At 63.3% G+C, this 17,781-nt stretch carries 18 protein-coding genes; 10 read left to right on the forward strand and 8 right to left on the reverse strand.

The window, feature by feature from the left end; genetic code table 11:
* Positions 1 to 48: 48 nt before the first annotated feature.
* The 4 genes from cyoD to RX329_RS31480 are packed head-to-tail and all read right to left on the reverse strand — an operon-like array spanning position 49 to position 3,899.
* On the reverse strand, positions 49 to 438 hold the full coding sequence (cyoD, locus tag RX329_RS31465) for a cytochrome o ubiquinol oxidase subunit IV (RefSeq protein ID WP_018457172.1): 390 nt from the start codon (positions 436 to 438) through the stop codon (positions 49 to 51).
* The gene (locus RX329_RS31470) at positions 435 to 1,076 is read right to left on the reverse strand and encodes a cytochrome (ubi)quinol oxidase subunit III (RefSeq protein WP_018457173.1); all 642 of its coding nucleotides are present in this window, start codon (positions 1,074 to 1,076) and stop codon (positions 435 to 437) included. The genes cyoD and RX329_RS31470 overlap by 4 nt, the downstream gene beginning before the upstream one ends.
* Positions 1,076 to 3,076 (reverse strand): cytochrome o ubiquinol oxidase subunit I, encoded by a 2,001-nt coding sequence (cyoB, locus tag RX329_RS31475; RefSeq protein WP_085362444.1) that lies wholly within the window; start codon positions 3,074 to 3,076, stop codon positions 1,076 to 1,078. The genes RX329_RS31470 and cyoB overlap by 1 nt, the downstream gene beginning before the upstream one ends.
* Positions 3,066 to 3,899: a cytochrome ubiquinol oxidase subunit II gene (locus tag RX329_RS31480; RefSeq protein ID WP_247296325.1), complete on the reverse strand. Its 834-nt coding sequence runs from the start codon at positions 3,897 to 3,899 to the stop codon at positions 3,066 to 3,068. Before RX329_RS31480 ends, cyoB begins: the two co-directional genes overlap by 11 nt.
* A gap of 232 nt (positions 3,900 to 4,131) precedes the next feature.
* Here RX329_RS31480 and RX329_RS31485 point away from each other — a divergent pair, with 232 nt between their 5' ends.
* The 3 genes from RX329_RS31485 to RX329_RS31495 are packed head-to-tail and all read left to right on the forward strand — an operon-like array spanning position 4,132 to position 6,315.
* Complete coding sequence (locus tag RX329_RS31485; protein WP_085352071.1) at positions 4,132 to 4,944, forward strand: SDR family NAD(P)-dependent oxidoreductase; 813 nt, start codon at positions 4,132 to 4,134, stop codon at positions 4,942 to 4,944.
* Positions 4,945 to 4,958: 14 nt separating this feature from the next.
* Positions 4,959 to 5,513: a carboxymuconolactone decarboxylase family protein gene (locus RX329_RS31490; RefSeq protein ID WP_085352070.1), complete on the forward strand. Its 555-nt coding sequence runs from the start codon at positions 4,959 to 4,961 to the stop codon at positions 5,511 to 5,513.
* Position 5,514: 1 nt separating this feature from the next.
* The gene (locus RX329_RS31495; protein ID WP_085352069.1) at positions 5,515 to 6,315 is read left to right on the forward strand and encodes an SDR family NAD(P)-dependent oxidoreductase; all 801 of its coding nucleotides are present in this window, start codon (positions 5,515 to 5,517) and stop codon (positions 6,313 to 6,315) included.
* A 168-nt stretch (positions 6,316 to 6,483) separates the two neighbouring features.
* Here RX329_RS31495 and RX329_RS31500 read toward each other — a convergent pair whose 3' ends face one another.
* On the reverse strand, positions 6,484 to 7,824 hold the full coding sequence (locus RX329_RS31500) for a PQQ-dependent sugar dehydrogenase (protein ID WP_247296324.1): 1,341 nt from the start codon (positions 7,822 to 7,824) through the stop codon (positions 6,484 to 6,486).
* Positions 7,825 to 8,058: 234 nt separating this feature from the next.
* Between RX329_RS31500 and RX329_RS31505 the strand changes: the two genes are divergently transcribed.
* Both RX329_RS31505 and RX329_RS31510 read left to right on the forward strand, forming a co-directional pair.
* Entirely contained in the window at positions 8,059 to 9,249 is a 1,191-nt protein-coding gene (locus RX329_RS31505) for a urate hydroxylase PuuD (protein WP_085362224.1), read from the forward strand.
* 147 nt (positions 9,250 to 9,396) lie between these two features.
* Entirely contained in the window at positions 9,397 to 10,254 is an 858-nt protein-coding gene (locus RX329_RS31510) for a VOC family protein (protein ID WP_018457181.1), read from the forward strand.
* Between the two features lie 346 nt (positions 10,255 to 10,600).
* Here RX329_RS31510 and RX329_RS31515 read toward each other — a convergent pair whose 3' ends face one another.
* Positions 10,601 to 11,635 (reverse strand): L,D-transpeptidase, encoded by a 1,035-nt coding sequence (locus tag RX329_RS31515; protein ID WP_026233320.1) that lies wholly within the window; start codon positions 11,633 to 11,635, stop codon positions 10,601 to 10,603.
* A 179-nt stretch (positions 11,636 to 11,814) separates the two neighbouring features.
* Between RX329_RS31515 and RX329_RS31520 the strand changes: the two genes are divergently transcribed.
* A complete protein-coding gene (locus tag RX329_RS31520) occupies positions 11,815 to 12,771 on the forward strand; it encodes a lytic transglycosylase domain-containing protein (RefSeq protein WP_317244795.1) in 957 nt (318 codons plus the stop codon).
* 49 nt (positions 12,772 to 12,820) lie between these two features.
* On the opposite strand, the gene RX329_RS31525 is transcribed toward RX329_RS31520, so the two are convergent.
* The gene (locus RX329_RS31525) at positions 12,821 to 13,945 is read right to left on the reverse strand and encodes a DUF1236 domain-containing protein (RefSeq protein ID WP_018457184.1); all 1,125 of its coding nucleotides are present in this window, start codon (positions 13,943 to 13,945) and stop codon (positions 12,821 to 12,823) included.
* 102 nt (positions 13,946 to 14,047) lie between these two features.
* On the opposite strand from RX329_RS31525, the gene RX329_RS31530 reads away from it, so the two are divergent.
* Positions 14,048 to 14,530, forward strand: a complete 483-nt coding sequence (locus RX329_RS31530) for an NUDIX domain-containing protein (RefSeq protein WP_085352065.1) — start codon at positions 14,048 to 14,050, stop codon at positions 14,528 to 14,530.
* Here RX329_RS31530 and RX329_RS31535 read toward each other — a convergent pair.
* Entirely contained in the window at positions 14,517 to 15,491 is a 975-nt protein-coding gene (locus RX329_RS31535; RefSeq protein ID WP_026233321.1) for a Bug family tripartite tricarboxylate transporter substrate binding protein, read from the reverse strand. The genes RX329_RS31530 and RX329_RS31535 overlap by 14 nt on opposite strands.
* Positions 15,492 to 15,932: 441 nt before the next feature.
* On the opposite strand from RX329_RS31535, the gene RX329_RS31540 reads away from it, so the two are divergent.
* The 3 genes from RX329_RS31540 to RX329_RS31550 all read left to right on the forward strand — a co-directional run bounded on the left by RX329_RS31540 (position 15,933) and on the right by RX329_RS31550 (position 17,625).
* The gene (locus RX329_RS31540) at positions 15,933 to 16,589 is read left to right on the forward strand and encodes a hypothetical protein (protein WP_317244796.1); all 657 of its coding nucleotides are present in this window, start codon (positions 15,933 to 15,935) and stop codon (positions 16,587 to 16,589) included.
* The gene (locus RX329_RS31545) at positions 16,586 to 16,867 is read left to right on the forward strand and encodes an HGGxSTG domain-containing protein (RefSeq protein WP_204510536.1); all 282 of its coding nucleotides are present in this window, start codon (positions 16,586 to 16,588) and stop codon (positions 16,865 to 16,867) included. The genes RX329_RS31540 and RX329_RS31545 overlap by 4 nt, the downstream gene beginning before the upstream one ends.
* A gap of 407 nt (positions 16,868 to 17,274) precedes the next feature.
* Positions 17,275 to 17,625 (forward strand): hypothetical protein, encoded by a 351-nt coding sequence (locus tag RX329_RS31550; protein WP_231188750.1) that lies wholly within the window; start codon positions 17,275 to 17,277, stop codon positions 17,623 to 17,625.
* Positions 17,626 to 17,781 lie beyond the last annotated feature (156 nt).

Here is a 17,781-nt window from a genome sequence, read left to right on the forward strand (position 1 = left end):
CTTGGGCCGCTTGTCACAACAAGCGGCTCTTCTTTTTTGCACAATGCGCTAGCGGCGCATCGGCATGATCTGATCCATGGCCGGCATGTTCGCGTTCAGATGCGCCATGATCCAGACGGTGCCACCGACCACCAGGAACACCACCAGCAGCCCGAAGGCGAGCGCCAGCACGTTGTTGGTATTATCGGGGCCGGTGGTGATGTGCAGGAAGAACACGAGATGCACGCCCATTTGCGCGATCGCCAGCACGATCAGCGCGACGGGAATCGAAGGCTGCCAGACCAGATCCGTGCCCGCGATGAAGAACGACGTCGCCGTCAGCAGCAACGCGAGAACAAGACCGACCACGTAGCCGAGGATGCGCGTCCCGACACTGTGTTGCTCCTCATCGCCCGGCGCAAGATCATGGCCGGCCGGCATATGCGTCTGATCGCTCATACGCCACTCCCAAGCAAATAGACGACGGAGAAAACTCCGACCCAGACGATGTCGAGCGCGTGCCAGAACAGCGCAAAGCACATCATCCGGCGCAGCACGTCGGCACGAAAACCTTTTGCGAAGACCTGGGCCATCATGGTGAGCAGCCACAATATGCCGGCGGAGACGTGGAGGCCATGGCAGCCGACGAGGGAGAAGAACGAGGTCAGGAAAGCGCTGCGCGATGGGCCATAGCCGCGGGCAACGAGATCAGCGAATTCGCGAAACTCAATGACCAGAAAGATGAGGCCGAGCAAACACGTCACGGCCATCCCGAGATAGAACCACAGCCGGTTGCGCACATCGGCCGCGATGCTCGCCATGCCACACGTGAAGCTTGACAGCAGCAGGCAGACCGTCTCGATCGCGACGTTTCGCGGCTCGAATATCTCCGAACCCTTCGGGCCGCCGGCGGTCTGGTCGGCCAGCACCGCGTAGGCCGCAAAGAAGCAGGAGAACATCACGATGTCGGAGAGCAGGAAGATCCAGAAGCCATAGGCGGTCACGATGCGCTTCGGCGCCGGCCCGGGATGCTCGATAACGAGGCCGATGTGATGGGGATCGGCGTGCGCTCGGCCGGCGGTCGCGGTCATTGACATCAGACTGTCCCCGCCATGCTGACGAGGCTGCGCCGCTCCTCGAGGTTGACGCGGTCTATCGCCGCGACCTCCTCGGCCGGAATGACGTATTCGTCATGGTCGCGCCAGGCGAACACGACGAATGTCGCGAACGCACCGATACCGCCCAAAATCACCATCCACCAGATGTGCCAGATCAGCGCAAAGCCCATGACGGTGGCGAAGAACGCGCAGACGAACCCGGTCGGCGAGTTCCTGGGCATCTCGATGTCATGATACTCGGGCGCATCATGATCGAGCGATTGCTGCTTGGCATGAGCCTTCATGTCCCAATAGGCATCCTCGCCGCGCACATCGGGATTGAAAGCGAAGTTGAAAACGGGTGGCGGCGACGACGTCGCCCATTCCAGCGAGCGGCCGTCCCAGGGATCGCCAGTGCGGTCGCGCAGGGCCTCGCGGTTGCGGATGCTGACCACGAGCTGCACGATCTGGCAGATCACGCCGATCGTCAGCACGGCCATGCCGACCGCTGCAACCAGCATCCATGGCCGCCACGCCGCGACGTCATAGTGCTGCATGCGCCGCGTCATGCCCAGCATGCCGGCGACGTAGAGCGGGATGAAGGTGACGTAGAAGCCGAGGAAAGTGAACCAGAATGCGAGCTTGCCCCAGCGGTCGTTGAGGCGAAAGCCGAACGCCTTCGGGAACCAGTACTCGAAGCCGGCGAAGGCGCCGAACAGCACGCCGCCGATGATGACGTTGTGGAAGTGCGCGACCAGAAACATGCTGTTGTGGAGAATGAAATCGGCCGGCGGCACCGCGACCAGCACGCCCGTCAATCCGCCGATGATGAAGGTGACCATGAAGCCTATCGACCACAGCATCGGCGTCTCGAAGCGGATGCGTCCGCCATACATCGTGAACAGCCAGTTGTAGATCTTCACTCCCGTCGGTATCGCGATGATCATGCTGGCAATGCCGAAGATAGCGTTGACGTCGGGACCCGCTCCCATCGTGAAGAAGTGATGCAGCCAGACCATGAAGGAGATGACGCAGATCGCCATGGTCGCCAGCACCATCGAGCGATAGCCAAACAGCGCCTTGCCGGAGAAGGTCGAGACCACCTCGGAGAAGATGCCGAAGGCCGGCAGAACTAGGATGTAGACCTCGGGATGCCCCCAGGCCCAGATCAGGTTCATGAACATCATGACATTCCCGCCGGCCTCATTGGTAAAGAAGTGGAAGCCGAGATAGCGGTCGAGCAGCAGCATCGCGAGGGTGGCGGTCAAAATCGGGAAAGCCGCGACGATCAGGAGGTTCGAGGCCAGTGTGGTCCAGCAGAACATCGGCATGCGCAGATAGTTCATGCCTTTGGTGCGCAGCTTCAGCACCGTCGTCACGAGATTGATGCCGGCCACCAACGTGCCGACGCCGGAGATCTGCAGCGACCATGCGTAATAATCGACGCCGACGCCCGGCGAGTAGGACAGTTCCGACAGCGGCGGAAAGGCGAGCCAGCCGGTGCGGGCGAACTCGCCGATCACGAGCGAGAGATTGACCAGCAGCGCACCGGTCGCGGTCAGCCAGAAGCCGACCGAATTGAGCGTCGGGAAAGCGACATCTCGTACGCCAAGCTGGAGCGGCACGATGAGATTCATCAGTCCGATCACGAACGGCATCGCCACGAAAAAGATCATGATGGTGCCGTGCGCGGAGAATATCTGGTTGTAGTGCTCCGGCGGCAGATAGCCTTGCGACTGGTAGGCGACCGCCTGCTGAATCCGCATCATGATGGCGTCGCTGCCGCCGCGCAGCAGCATCACCGAGGCCAGCAGGATGTACATCACGCCGATCCGCTTGTGGTCGACGCTGGTGATCCACTCGTGCCAGAGATAGGGCAGATGCCCCTTCACCACGACCCAGGCCAGCACGCCGAGAATCCCGACCAACACCACGGCGCCTGCGATCAGCGGTATCGGCTGATCGAACGGAATGGCCGACCAATCGAGCTTACCGAGCATCATGGCCTCCACTGTGCGACCGGCCTGCTTCGGATGCGAGCTCCGGACCGGGTCCTGGCGGAATGTGCTGGGTCGCGATCAGGTCGAACAGTCGGGGATCGTCGAGCCTGTAGCTTGGCCTGCCTTTTTCGATGCCCTGCTGCATCAACTTCTTGTAGCTGTCCTCATTGAGGACGGCATCGCTCTTCGCCGTGGTCGCGACCCAGTCCGGAAAGGCGAGCGGCGAGACCACGTTGACGTCGAACATCATGTCCGGAAATCCGTCGCCGGAAAAATGCGCCGACAGTCCCTGCAGCTTGCCTTCGTTGTCGGCGCGTAGGTTCAGCTTCGTCACCATGCCGTTCATGGTGTAGATCATGCTGCCGAGCTGCGGGATGAAGAAGGTGTTCATCACGCTCGAGGACGTCAGCTGGAAATTCAGCTCGGCGCCTGCCGGCACCGTCAGCGTATTGACGGTGGCGATGCGCTGGTCCGGATAGATGAAGAGCCATTTCCAATCGAGCGAGACGGCCTGGATGCGAACCGGGCTGCCGGTGCCGGGCACGGGTGCCGCGGGATCGAGCTGGTGCGAGCCGATCCAGGCGACGCCGCCGAGCAGGATCACGGTGAGCGCGGGGATCGCCCACACCACCATCTCGACGCGCCCGGAATAGACGAAGTCGGGCTGAAACTTTGCTTTGGGATTCGAGGCGCGAAACCAGAACGCAAAGGCCAAAATCGCGAAAATGGTCGGCACCACGATCGCGAGCATGATGAAGACGGAATCGACCAGGATGGTGCTGTTGGCCGCAGCCACAGGCCCTTGTGGATCGAGCAGATTCATCGGCAAGCCACTGGCGTTTGGGAAGCCCCGGGACAGAGCCTAGCGCGGGAAAGGCTCCGCAACAAACGCGATTGCGTGAGGTCGGTTCCTAACGGCGCGGGTCGATCGTTCGCCCTTCTCGCGCGGCGGCATGCAATTCCATGCGATGTCAATGACATGAAAGCGGGAGCCGGCCCTTCTCGCCGCTCCGCGCGATTGCTAGACTGCACGAAAATATTTGGGATGAAACGACATGCAGGGGCCCGAGGACGATCCCGGTCTCGCCGGCAAGGTGGCGCTGGTCAGCGGCGGGGGCGCTGCGGGCGACGGCATAGGCAACGGCCGCGCCGCCGCAATTCTACTGGCTCGCGCCGGCGCCAAAGTGCTGGTGGCCGATCGCGATCTCAAGCTCGCCGAACGCACCGTGGAGATGATCGCAGCCGAAGGCGGCACGGCCGCGGCGCATGGCGGTGACGTCACCAGGGAGAGCGATTGCAAGACACTGGTCGAAGCCGCGCTCGACCGCTGGGGCCGGCTCGATTTCCTCGACAACAATGTCGGCATCGGGAGCCGCGGCAGCGTGGTCGACGAAGCGCCCGAGCAATATCGCCGCGTCATGCAGGTCAATGTCGAGAGCATGTTCCTGCTCTCCAAGCACGCGATCCCTGCGATGATCCGGACCGCGCAGGGCGGTGCGATCGTCAACATCTCCTCGATCTCGGCGCTGCGGCCACGCGGGCTCACGAGCTATACGACCTCGAAGGCCGCCATCATCGGTCTCACCCGCGCGATGGCGGTCGATCACGGCCGCGAGAACATCCGCGTCAACTGCATCTGTCCCGGGCCGATGTACACGCCGATGGTCTATGCCCGCGGCATGAGTGAGCAGGCTCGCGTCCAGCGGGAAAAGGCATCCTTGCTGAAAACGGAAGGCACCGGCTGGGACGTCGGCCATGCCGTCAAATTCCTGCTCAGCAATTTTGCGCGCTACATCACCGGCCAGGTGCTGGTGGTCGACGGCGGCGTGACGCTACAAGCCCCCGAACGTGAATCACAAGAACACTGAAAGGAACATCAGGGATGGCTCGCCTGCCCTATCTCGAGGCCGACCAGGTCGCGCCCGAATATCGCGACATGCTCAAGCGCAACACCAATCTGCACAAGCTGCTGATCAATTCGCCGGATATGGCGCGCGCCTTCAACGGCATCGGCGGCTACATCCGCTTCAAGAGCAAGCTCGATCCGCGCCTGCGGGAGCTTGCGATCCTCCAGGTCGGCTGGATGGAGAAGTCGGAATACGAGTTCACTCATCACGTGAAGATCGGCAGGGAGTTCGGCGTCACCGATGATGACATCGCCGGCCTGATGGCTGAGACCGAGAGCAAGCCCTCGACGCTCGAGCCACAGGCCAAGGCGATCCTGAAAGGTGCCCGCGAGATGGTACGCGAACTCGCGATCTCGGACGGGACCTTTGCAGAGATCAAGCAGCACCTCTCGGACGAACATATGGTCGACCTCGTGCTGACCATCGCCTTCTATTGCGGCGTGGTGCGCGTGCTCGCCACCATGAAGATCGACAACGAGCCATATTACAAAGAGGTACTCCAGCAGTACCCGATTCCGGGAGTGAACTAACATGCGCTTGAAGGACAAGGTTGCGGTCGTTGTGGGCGCCGGGCAGAGCCCGGGCGAAGGCATGGGCAACGGCCGCGCCACGGCGCTGACCTTCGCGCGCGAGGGCGCCAAGGTGTTGTGCGTCGATCATCATCTGGAATCAGCGCAGGAAACCGCCGCCATGATCGCCGCGCAGCATGGCACGGCAGCGGCGTTCAGGGCCGACGTCACAAAGTCTGCCGACATCAAGGCAATGGTCGCGGAGGCACAGGCGCGCTGGGGCCGGATCGACGTGCTGCACAACAATGTGGGCGTCAGCCTGTCCGGCGGCGACGCCGAGCTGCTGCAAATCACCGAGGAGGCGTTCGACCGCGTCGTCGCGATCAATCTGAAGAGCTGCATTCTGGCGGCGAAAGAGGTGATCCCGATCATGCGCGCGCAAGGAAGCGGCGTGATCATCAACATCTCCTCGATGGCGGCGATCACCACCTACCCTTACGTCGCCTACAAGGCGACGAAATCGGCGATGATCGCCTTCACCGAACAGCTCGCCTACCAGAATGCGGAATACGGCATCCGCGCCAACGTCATCCTGCCGGGCCTGATGAACACGCCGATGGCCGTCGACACCCGGGCCCGCGAATGGCACAAGACCCGCGCCGAAGTCGAAGCCGAGCGCGACAGCAAGGTGCCGCTGCGCAAGAAGATGGGCACGGGGTGGGACGTCGCGAATGCCGCGCTGTTCCTGGCCTCGGACGAGGCGAATTTCATCACCGGTGTGACGTTGCCGGTGGATGGCGGAGCGAGTGTGAGACGGGGGTAGACATCCTAAGCACGCTGCTCTTCCTTCTCCCCTTGCGGGAGAAGGTGGCGCGAGGCGCCGGATGAGGGGTTTCTCTCCGCACACGCAGAGGAGTTCGCCGATAGAACCTCACTCGTCCCGCCGCTGCGCGGCGAGCCACCCTCTCCCGCAAGGGGCGAGGGTACACCTTCATCGCGGCACGCTTGTCACCCGCCAGATCGTCCCGTTGCCGTCCTCCGACACCAGCAGCGATCCGTCCTTCGCCACGGCAACTCCGACCGGCCGCCCCCACACCTCGGTATCGCTCACCACAAACCCCGTGACGAAATCTTCGTACTCGCCGGTCGGCTTGCCGTCCTTCATCCGGATGCGGATCACCTTGTAGCCGGTGCGCTTCGACCGGTTCCAGGAGCCGTGCTCGGCCGCGAAAGCATCGCCCTGGTATTCGGACGGAAACTGCGCGCCCTGATAGAAGGTCATGCCGAGCGAGGCCGAGTGCGGCTGCACCAGCACATCGGGTACCGTCACCTTGTCCTTGAGGTCCGGCCGCGCTCCGGCGTGACGCGGGTCTTCGTTGCCGCCGATATAGAACCACGGCCAGCCGTAGAACGCGCCCTCCTTCACGCTCGTCACATAGTCAGGCACGAGATCGTCGCCAAGCCCGTCGCGCTCGTTGGTCGAGCACCAGGGCAGCCCGGTCTGCGGCTGGATCGCAAGACCGACACAGTTGCGGATGCCGGTGGCGTAGATCTTCCGCTCCTTGCCCTCGGGGGTAAAGGCGAGCACGGTCGCGCGCTCGGTTTCGCTCGCCCAGGCTGCGCCGAGCGGTTGCGCCTTCGACCAGGCTTCCAGGCCACCTGGCGGCGTGCCCATGCCCTCGGCGACGTTGCTGAGCGAGCCGACCGACACCAGCATGCGCTTGTTGTCGGGCGTAAAGACGATGTCGCGGGTGGAATGACCGCCGTCATGGGGCAGGCTTGCCACGATCGTCTCCGCCTTGCCGCGCGCCTTGAGATCGCCGGCCTGATAGGGAAAGCGGACGACGCTGTCGGTGTTGGCGACGTAGACCCATTGCGGATTGTCGCCGTTCGGGAAGAAGGCGATGCCGAACGGCTGCCTCATTCCGGCAGCGAAGACCTCGTTGGTCGCGGCCTTGCCGCCATCGCCGGCGCGCAACACGCGGATGTTGCCCGCGCGCGTCTCGGCGACGAAGACATCGCCGTTCGGCGCCACGCGCACGATGCGCGGGGCGCGCAGGCCCTCGGCGAACAGCTCGATCTTGAAGCCGGCCGGTACCTGAAGCGCCCCCTCCGACGGGCGCGGCACCACGCGCGACGAACTCGCAACCGACCGCGTGGCGCCGGGCCTGACCAGATCCTGCGGCCGGATCAACCTGACCGTGCCGGGCTTGTCGGCCTGCCAATCGCCGTAGGCGTCCTTGCCTTGCAGCACCGCCTCAGCCTGTGCGCAGGTCGCGACCGCGGCCAGCCATCCCGCGGACATCGCCGCGAATGAAATCCTGTTCTTCAAATCGTTTCCTCCCGGCCTTCACGTATTGCGCATCAACGCCGATCGACGCGCAAACGTTCTGCGACAGGTCAAATGCCTGCCGAATCCCACGTCAGCTCATGCCCGCACGATGTGCATCAGCCGCAGCCCATCGTACTGGAAAATGCGGCTGATCGGTGCGACACATTGTAAGGGCGGCACCGCCGGTAGCGGTCATGAAGCTGCGGCATTGGAGTCGCATCCGTTGGGGTGATCATGTGGGGATCCATCATATCGGAATGGGCGAGCCTGCTGCTCCGCTGGCTGCACGTGGTCGCCGCGATTGCCTGGATCGGCAGTTCCTTCTATTTCATCGCCCTCGACCTCAGCCTCAGGCCTGACAGCAAGCTGCCGGAGGGCGTCCAGGGCGAGGCCTGGCAGGTCCATGGCGGCGGCTTCTACCGGATCATGAAATATCTGGTCGCGCCCGCGCAGATGCCGGACGAGCTGACCTGGTTCAAATGGGAGGCCTACACCACTTGGCTGTCCGGCTTCGCGCTGATGGTGGTGGTGTATTATCTCGAGGCCGATTTGTTCCTGGTCGACAAGTCGATCCTCGATCTCACGCCATTCCAGGCCGGCCTGTTCAGCCTCTGCAGCCTCGCGCTGGCGTGGCTGCTCTATGAAGGCGCCTGCCGTACCGGGCTGGCGCAGCGCGAGCTGCCCTTCGCGATCGGCGGCTATCTGTTCCTGGTCGCGTTGACCTATGCTTTCACCCACGTGCTGAGCGGGCGCGGTGCCTTCAACCAGATCGGGGCGATCATCGGCACCATCATGGTTGCCAACGTCTTCGCGCTGATCATCCCGAACCAGAAGAAGATCGTAGCCGCCCTTCTCGCAGGGCAGGCGCCCGATCCGAAGCTCGGCAAGACCAGCAAGGAGCGCTCGGTCCACAACAACTATCTGACGCTGCCTGTCGTCGTGTTGATGATCAGCAACCACTATCCCCTGCTCTATGCCACCCGCTTCAACTGGATCATCGTCGCAATCATCCTGGCGCTCGGCCCCGTGATCCGCCATTTCTTCAACGAGCGGCACGCCGGGCGCAAATCGCCGTGGTGGGTGTGGGGCGTCGCAGCGGTCGGCGTGATCGCGATCCTGTTCCTCTCGGCGGCCGGCCCGCGCGAGGTCAAGACAAGCGCGCTGTCGGCGCAGCCGACGCTTGCCAATGTCGAGGAGATCGTGATGTCCCGCTGCAGCATGTGCCACGCCGCCGAACCGGTCTGGGCCGGCATCGTCACCGCGCCGAAGGGCATATTGCTGGACGCGCCCGAGCACATCCATCGCAACATCCGCCTGATCGGCCGCGTCGCCGCCTGGTCCAATGCAATGCCGCCGGGCAACATCACCGAAATGACCAGCGAGGAGCGCGCCATCCTCGCCGCCTATATCGAGCAGGCGCGCTGACGCCATCAAGTGTCAGATATCGCGCTTCACGGAATGAAATTTCCGCATGTCCCACCGATTTGAAAATGACTTGACCGCCTATCCGGCGTAGACAGGATTTGCGGCCGCCGACGGCGGTCCAGTCAGTTTGCACTCGGGGAAAGAACAGTGGCCCTCAAGAACGTCATCGGTATCGACCACGCCGTGGTCATGGTGCAGGACCTCGACAAAGCCGCCGAAAACTACCGGCAGCTCGGCTTCACCATCTCGCCGCGCGGCACCCACAGCGCACATATGGGCACCGGCAACTACACGATCATGTTCGACCCGGATTATATGGAGCTGCTCGGCGTGCTCGCGGCGACCGAGCACAACGCGCCGGCGCGTGCCTTCCTCGACCAGCGCGGCGAAGGCATCGAGCGCATCGCCTTCACAGCGGTCGATTCCACCGCCGGCGCGGAGGAAATCCGCGCGCGTGGCCTGGAGCCGATCGGCCCGACCGATTTCGAACGGCCCGTGACGCTGCCTGATGGCACGATCTCGGCGGCGAAATTCCGCACCTTCATGTGGCCGACCGCAGAAGCGCCCGGCGGCGTGCGCATTTTTGCCTGCCAGCACAAGACGCCAGAGACGGTGTGGATTCCCGAGCTGATGAAGCACGCCAATGCGGCCAAGCGGATCAAGCAGACATTGATCGCGACGCCCGAGCCCGCGAAGGAAGCCGCGGATCTGGGACAGCTGATCGACCGCGAGCCGAAGGCTGAAGCCGACGGCGCAGTGACCGTGCCCTCCGGTGGCGATCGTGCCGATTTCGTTTACTTGACGCTGGAGCAGCTCGGCAAACGTTATCCCGGCGTGCCGCTCGCGGGTCTTTCCGAACGCGGTGGCGCTGCCCTGGTGCTTGTCAGCGGCGATCTCGCTGCCACCGACAAGGCGCTTGGTTCGGCAGCCGTGCGCAGCGGACCTGCGATCTGCGTGCCGCCGGCCAAGGCGAACGGCACCCTGCTCGCCTTTGTTGCCGGCTGATTTGAACTAATTCTTCAACGAGCGTCTACAGGGCGGCCCCAGGCTTCGGGGCTACCCGCGCCTTCAGGGCCAAGCGCATGTTCAAAGAGATATCGCCGGTCGCCTATGACGCGCCGGCCGAACTGAAGAAGTGACCGTCGCTGAAGGGCCAGAGGCAAAAGGATCGAGGTCCGCCCTATCCCGTCTACAACGGCACGCTCGCCGACTGCGTCCGCGAGCTCATGGGCAAGCCATCAAGGGCATCTCGCTCTACGATATCATGACGAGGGCAAGCAGCGTTCGACCAGACCGTGCTGTCGCCCGGTGATGCCGCCGAAATCGCGATGCGCAAGGACTTTCCCAAAGACTAGTTCGAGGCGCGCCTACCGCCGGACTTCCGCCGCTGCTCGGACGAGGAGTCCGTCGGCGCATCCAGAAAGACCACCGGTGTGCCGCGCTTGACGTGCTCGCCCAGCGCGCGCACGTCCCAATTGGTCAACCTGACGCAGCCATGCGACGCGGACTTGCTGACCCTGTCGGGCTCCGCCGTTCCGTGGATGCCGTACCCCTGTGCGGACAAGCCGATCCAGTATGCTCCCACCGGATTGTTCGGGCCCGGCTGAACATCGAACGGCTGTTTCGATTTGACGCTTCTGAACTTGTAGTCAGGGTTGTAGTGATAAACCGGATTCTCGTGGGTGCTGGTGACCTTGAGCGTACCGCTCGGCGTCGGACGATCCGGACTTCCGATTGACGCGGGATAGAACGCGATCAGGGTGGCGCCCTGGTCGAATGCTTTCAGCGTCCCGTTCCTTTTGTCGACGTCGAGCCGCGCGATGTTCGGAAGCTCTCGCCGCGCCGGAACGTTTGCAACGACGATGGTCGCTCCCACCTTGTCGAAGGCCTTGTCCGGGTTGAGCGCCTTGAGCAGATCGGCGCTCATGTGGAATTTCTCGGCAAGCCCTTCGAGCGGGCTGGTGTAGCTCAGCGCCTTCAGCGGCTTCATGTCATCAAGCTTGCCGGGCAGCTCCTTCAGAAACGGGCCCTTCACATCCGCGTCCGTGATCTTGTATTCGACGAGGACGGCGCCTTCGCTCGCGGCGTTCAACTTGTCCCAAAGCTCGGGCGCGATCGTTTTATCCGATGCAACGCCGTTCTGCTCGGCGAATGCTTTCAGTGCCTTCTGCGCGTTCTCTCCGAGCTTGCCGTCGATCTCCCCGGGCGAGAACCGCGCACGGTCGAGCAGAATCTGAAGCTTCACGATCGCGGCGTTGAGCTTGTCGCTAGCAGGTTGCTTTGCGGGACGCGCAGCATCGTTTACCGCTGCCGCATCGAGATTGCCCGCAAGCGCCGAAGAGATCGCCGCCAGCGAAATCACCGCGCCAAGCATCCACCGCATCATCTCGCTCGTCCCAATTCGCCCACCCCGCAAAATCGCGGAGAAGAGAGTTTCCCGCGGAACACCGTAGTAACACCGTGGGAACCGACGAGACCGCAGCTTTGCCGCAATCGCTCGGTTAATAACTCCTTATCGCCGGCGCATCGCTGGCCGTTCACCCACAGTTCGAGGTTGCTCCAGCAATGCGATTTGTCGTCGCGGCGTGCGCCGCGTTCATGATTCTGATGTGCGACTTCGATCCGTCGGCGTCCCGCCAACCATCAGCTTTCGATCACGCCGTTCTTCAAAACACTCAGGCCTCGTCACTTGTTCCGGTGGTCGAGCTGTTCCTTGCAAGCGTGCAGGCCCTCGAGCTCGCCAATGCGCGTGCGGCCTATGAGGAGACCCCCGAGCCGCCGGATACGGTCGAAACCGTCGCGCAGGCGCCGGTTTCGCCGACGGAACGCTTCTGCCACGCGCTTCGCGGAGCTGCCGAAGCCAGCGGCATTCCCGTGCCGTTCTTCGCGCGTTTGATCTGGCAGGAGAGCCGCTTCAAGTCCAACGAGGTCAGCCAGGCCGGCGCGCAGGGCGTCGCGCAGTTCATGCCGGAAACGGCAGCGGAGGTCGGGCTAGATGATCCGTTCGATGCGATGAAGGCGCTGCCGGCATCGGCCAAGTTCCTGCGCAAGCTGCGCGACGATTTCGGCAATCTCGGCCTTGCCGCAGCCGCCTACAACGCAGGTCCCGGCCGAATCCAGAAATGGCTCGCCAAAGAGAGCGAGCTGCCGCGTGAGACACGCGACTATGTCCGCATCATCACCGGCACCAGGGCCGAGGACTGGACCGAACGCGCGGAAGCCCTCGCGATCCGGATCGACCTGCCGCGCGAAGCACCCTGCGAGGGCATCGGCAGCCTGTCCAAGACGAAGGACGTCGCCTGGGTTCCGGTGAACCTGACGCCCTCGGTCGCCACCATCATTCGCAAGGCCGAGCAACTGGCGGCGCGATTGACCGCCAGCCACGCACGCAAGCGGCTCGCGTCTCTGATCCGGAAGAACACCCACGGCAAGGCACGCAGCATGATCGCCGCGCGTGCGGCGGGAAAGAGCGCGAAGGCCCGCGCCATCCGTTTTGCAGCGCGCGAACGATCTTCGGGCTGATGCGCAAATCCGGAAGCCGCTCGATGGAGCGGCTTCCAGTGGCCGCGAACTAGTCGATCTCCTCGATGATGCGGCGTTCGCGGGGCTCGACGACATAGGTCCGCGTATCGCGGTGGATGTAGCGGTACTCGCGCAGGTCGGGCGCGTCCCGATAGACGGTGCTCGGGAATTCCTCGACCTCGACACTCTCGGGAACGCGGTCACCAACATGGATCTCGGACCGCGCGGTGCTGCCGGTGGTCTGTCGTTCGCTCCGTCCCTCGGTGCGGGTCTTCGCATGCTTGCGGATCACTTCGCGATCGCGATCCGAAAACTTGCTGGCGCTGCGCTCACGCGTGGTCGTCGTTGTCGCGGTGGATTGTCCCGAGTACGGCAGCACGGTTACGATCTTGTATGTCGCCGGATCGACCACGACGATTTCATCCTTCACCAGCGCAAAGCTGTAGCCGCGATATTGCGGCACGATCTCGACCACATCGGGTGGCAGCGTCGATAGCTGGACATCGCGCGGCACCACCGTGCCGACGTTGAGCGAGAAATTGACGCTGGTCAGCGGCCGCACGTTGAGATGCGAGATGGACGCGCTGATCTTGGTCTCCTGCTGCTTGTTGAGGTTGACGTCAGTGCGGGCGGCGGCCTGTGAATTGGCACCGGTCCGCTGGTCTTGCGCCTGATTGCTGCTCGGCGTGTTTGGCGATTGCTGGGCCTGGTTGGTACCAGATGAACCAGGCGCCTGCTGCGCCTGATTGGTATTGTTCGACGGAGGGTTGGAGCGATCCTGCGTCTGGTTCGAGTTCGCCGCCGGCGGATTGGCGCTCTGCTGCGAGGCGGGCTGGTTACCGGCCGCGTTGGAGTTTGCCGTACCACTGGGCGGCCGCGAGGACGTGTCCGCGCTGTTGGTGGCGTTGGTCCCGGAGCCGGAATTGGCCGATCCGGAAGACGGAGTGGTCGCCTGGGTATTCTGTGTCGACGCTCCGGGCGTTGATGATTGCTGCGGCTGCGATCGCGACTGCTGTGTTTGTGCCGCGCCAGACGGCGACGTGTTGGACGGAGCTGCGGAATTGGACTGGGATTGCGGCGTTTGCTCAGACTTGGTGTTGCTGCTTGGCGATTGCGCAAAGGCGGCGTTCGCCAGCACCAGCCCTAAGGCGGTCGTTGCCAACAGGCGGATCATGGTTCACTCCCTTGTTCGGTCAAAGCGTTGGCTATTAACCTGCGCTAAAAGCGTCTGTTCCACTTTTTCCCGGCCGAATGCGCCGCCTGAACGGAACCTGCGATGCCATCGAAAAGCGCCGGGATCATTGCCTATCGCAAACGTGGGGAGCTCGAGGTTCTGCTCGTTCATCCCGGAGGACCGTTCTGGCGCAACAAGGACCTCGGGGCATGGTCGATTCCGAAGGGCGAGTACGCAGACGAAGACGCAGAAACCGCCGCGCGACGGGAGTTTGCCGAGGAGCTTGGGCTTGAGCTGTCCACGCCGCTGACTTCGCTTGGCCAGGTCAGGCAGCGCGGCGGCAAGATCGTCACCGCGTTCGCGGCCGAGTTCGACGTCGATTTGCGCAGCATTCGCAGCAACACATTCGAGATGGAATGGCCGCCACGCAGCGGCAAACGTCAGACCTTCCCGGAGGTCGATCGTGCCGAATGGTTCACGCTCGCAGCAGCGCACGAGAAGATCAACGCAGGACAGCGCCCGCTGCTCGAGCGGCTGGCTCAGGTGGCCGGCAGCACGCCAAGCAGACGCCCTACTCCGCCTTGATGTTCGCCGCCGCCACCACTTCGGCGAGTTCCTTGATCTCCTTCGCGATCTTGGCGGCGTAGTCGGCCGAACTCAGCACGCTGACGACGCCCTGCGTCTCCAGCCGCTCCCGTAACAGCGGATCGTTGGCTGCGGCGACGATCTCCCGGTGCAGCATCTCGAGCGTCGGCGCGGGGGTTGCCTTCGGCATGAAGAAGCCGACCCAGAACGAGATGTCGAAGCCGGGATAGCCGGCTTCCGCGACGGTCGGCACATCAGGCAACGCCGGCAGCCGCTCGGCGGAGGACACCGCGAGCGCGCGCAGCTTGCCGGCCTTCACCAGCGGCACGGCGGATAAGGGATCGAACACTGCCAGGACCTCCTGCGCGAGGATACCGACCTCGGACGCAGCACCACCGCGATAGGGCACGTGGATCATCTTGACGCCGGCCCTCTCGCTGAGCAGCTCCATGGCGAGATGGGCAAGGTTGCCGTTGCCGCCCGAGCCGTAGGCAAGCGCGCCGGGCGCAGCCTTTGCCGCGGCGACGAGATCGGCGACGGTGTTGATGTTGGCCGTCTTGGAATTCTCCGGATTGACCACCAGCACGAGCGGCGCCGACACGACGGTGGTGAGCGGCGCGAAGTCCTTTTCGGGGTCGTAGCGGATATCCTTGAACAGCGTCTTGTTGAGCGTGATGGTGGAGGAGTTGCAGGCCAGCATCGTGTAGCCGTCGCCTTCCGCACGCGCGACGCCTTCGGCCGCGATCATGCCGTTGGCGCCGGCGCGGTTCTCGACCACGAAAGCTTGTCCGAGCTTGTTGCTCAGCCGATCGGCGACGATGCGCGCGACGACGTCGACCGGGCCGCCCGCGCTGAAGCCGACCATGATCTTGACCGGCCGCACCGGATATTTTTGCGCGAAGGCCTCCGTCGTCACGCACAATCCGGCGACGATCGCCAGCAGGCGAAGCGTTCGTTGCATTCGTTCTCTCCCCAGAAGTTCTCGCCGCTTTTGCAGGTCGCGGCGCATTCGCGGATCATGATGAGCGGCCGCGCCGGATTTCGCAATCGCGTTTGCAGGCCGGCATTCCGTCGCGCGGCAGGTCGGAGCCGGTTCGAAACAAAAAACGCAAAAACAACCCCATGCACAGTAGCCGACGCTTGCGAGATCAAGGACTTGCACGAACGACGATTTGCACGAACGAGGATTGCGCGCTTCGCAATCTTCGTTTGACACGTCGGGCAAAACACCGGCAGAATGCCATCATCGCAACAATCGTCAGCGTCCACGCCGCCCGACCACGGGGCGTCGCGCTGCGATTGCACGTAAGCCCTTCATCAACATCCCGAAAATCCCACAGGCGCGCAAGCCGAGCGATCGATGTCGCGCGCAATGAGCCCGCGCGGGCAAAGGACACAGCACATGACGACATCTGCCAAACGCCACGGCACGCTGCCGGTTGCGGCAAACGATCGCAGCGGCCCCGACGCGAGCCCGCGGATCAAGCTCTACAAGCGGGGAATTGCGATCCTCCACGCGGACCCGCAAGCCGGCGAACGGCTGCTGGCCGAGGCGCTCGGTGCCGCCGACCGCGACGCGCTGCATGGTCTCCTCAAGCAATTGGTGAAGGCCAGCGTGACCGGACGGAAGCCCGATGAAGCCAATCTTGCCTTCATGATCTCGCTGGTGAAGAGCATCGCGCCGAAGGACTCGATCGAGGCCATGCTCGCAGTGCAGATGGTGTCCGTTCACGCCGCAACGATGCGTTCTGCCTGCCGCCTCGCCCTCACCGACGACATTCCGCAACAGGAGAGCCTCACACGCGCGCTGACCCGGCTGGCCCGCACCTTCGCAAGCCAGATCGAGGCACTCAGCCGCCACCGCAACAACGGCGAGCGCGCGATCACTGTCCGGAACTTGTCGGTGCAGGACGGCGGCAGGGCGATCGTGGGCAACGTGACCCAGCACGCCAGCATGATCGTCGCGGAGCCGCACGCTGCGGCAGCCGCAGGACTGGTCCCGCCGCGTGAGGCCGGCGAATACGAACGGGCCGAATCCAGACAGGGCAGCAATGCATGAGCGGCGATCACATCCGCAACACCGGCGCGATGTGGACGAGCCCGCGCTGCGGCGCCGGGACGCGCAGCGGCCTCGCCTGCCGCGCGCCTGCAGTGCACGGCAAGTCTCGCTGCCGCATGCACGGCGGCGCACGGAGATCAGGCGCGCCGAAGGGAAATCAGAATGCGCGGACGCATGGCGAATTCACGGGTGATGCGGCCGCTGAACGAGCGCAGGATCGGGCCGTGCTGAATGATGCGTTGAAGCTCCTTGCGGAGCTGTCGCGAGTTGCCGAATAGGCCATAAAGGCGACGCACCGTAGATCGCAATCGTCGTTGACGAACGCGGTTGTGGAGATCCGCAACAGATGCCGTGCAGACTCATGCACCGTGGGTCATTTCCTTAAGTCTGTGAGGGCTTTGGTCGGCTACGCCGTCATGAGCGGACAAGCTCGGCGCCAGCCCAGAGGTCGGCTAAGGGCAGGCTAGGCCAAAGAAGCAGCTGCACTGACCTTTAGTTGAAGCGTTGTCGTATTTGAACCTTCGCTCGAATTTCCGGACTCACCTCAGTGGGGATGGGAATGAACTGTCCCATCACAGCATCGAGCGATCGTCAGCGGAAGTTGCAACGGATTTAGTTTCCGGGTTGCCAGCCTAAGCCGCACCAAGCCAGCGGATCGGCCGGCGAATATCGCGGAGGCAAACAGATGTTTCCAGCGAAACTTGCGGCATCGTTGCTGGGTTCAGCGTTGCTACTGACGCCGGTCCTTGCACGCGACGATGGCCGATACGACCACTCTGCGCTGAAGTCTTGGTTTGAAAGCTTGCAGAGCGAATTTGGAAAGTGCTGTACTGATGCCGACGGATACATAGTGTCCGATGCCGATTGGGAGTCCAGTCGGGGCCGTTACCGCGTCCTCATCGACGGCGAATGGGTGCTCGTACCTGACGGTGCGGTTGTCACAGAACCAAACCGCTTCGGCCGTACAATGGTCTGGAGGCATTACATAGACGGCCATCCGCGCGTCCGATGCTTCATGCCCGGATTCATGACTTGACCTCACTTTCAAGGTGCTCCGCTTCGGGTCATTCGCACCGATTTGCCCGCGTATTCTCGATGTCCGCTATGGCCCTAGCTGCCGGCGTGCCGGATATTTCGCCTTCAGGCCCACAAGCAGACCAACGACGATAGCGGCGGCGGGGTTAAAGCTCGA

This window comes from Bradyrhizobium sp. BWC-3-1 (genome assembly GCF_032917965.1).
Taxonomy (GTDB): domain Bacteria; phylum Pseudomonadota; class Alphaproteobacteria; order Rhizobiales; family Xanthobacteraceae; genus Bradyrhizobium; species Bradyrhizobium canariense_D.